1 protein-coding gene is annotated in these 537 nt (G+C 41.9%); it reads right to left on the reverse strand.

The window, feature by feature from the left end; genetic code table 11:
* A partial coding sequence (locus tag ACRRSQ_RS20625) for an IS110 family transposase (RefSeq protein ID WP_440877661.1) occupies nt 1-437 on the reverse strand: 437 nt, incomplete at its 3' end.
* Nucleotides 438-537 lie beyond the last annotated feature (100 nt).

A 537-nucleotide genomic window follows, 5' to 3' on the forward strand; every position in this document is an offset into this window, starting at 1 on the left:
AAATCTTTCATGGCGGTTTCACGGGCACGAGATAAATCACGTATGGCTTCATCTTCTGCTTCAGGCACATAAATAGTGGTGAGCGTTTCCGCCTTAAAAAGTAGCGCCAGTTTAGCCGCATCCCGTTTGTCAGTTTTAACTCGGTCACCTGTCTTTTTGGGGATGAGTGAAGGTGCTACGATATAACAGCAATGCCCTAGGCTGGTTAGCAGCCTGTAAATCCAATATCCACATGGGCCGGCTTCATAAATGAAATGGAGTGTTGCCTTCGGGTATTTAGACTGTAGTTGCCTTGCGAGTTTAATAAATGCTGATTTATTGGTATTTATACGGCCTAATGGTTCAGGTTTAGCTCCTCGTTCGTCTTTTAAAACAGCAAGTTGAGTAAATGTTTTATGAGTATCTAATCCGATAAAAATTATGCTACAGTTATTCATGCTAGCCTCCGCTTTAGTTCATTAACAAACTAATTATGGCTCTGTCTTTTTAAGTTAACCCACGAATGGAGGCTAGCCTCGTGGGGAGTCATTATGTCTA

Origin of the sequence: Thalassotalea sp. PLHSN55 (assembly GCF_052030545.1) — a bacterium.
In the GTDB taxonomy this organism is placed as follows: Bacteria; Pseudomonadota; Gammaproteobacteria; order Enterobacterales; family Alteromonadaceae; genus CANMXU01.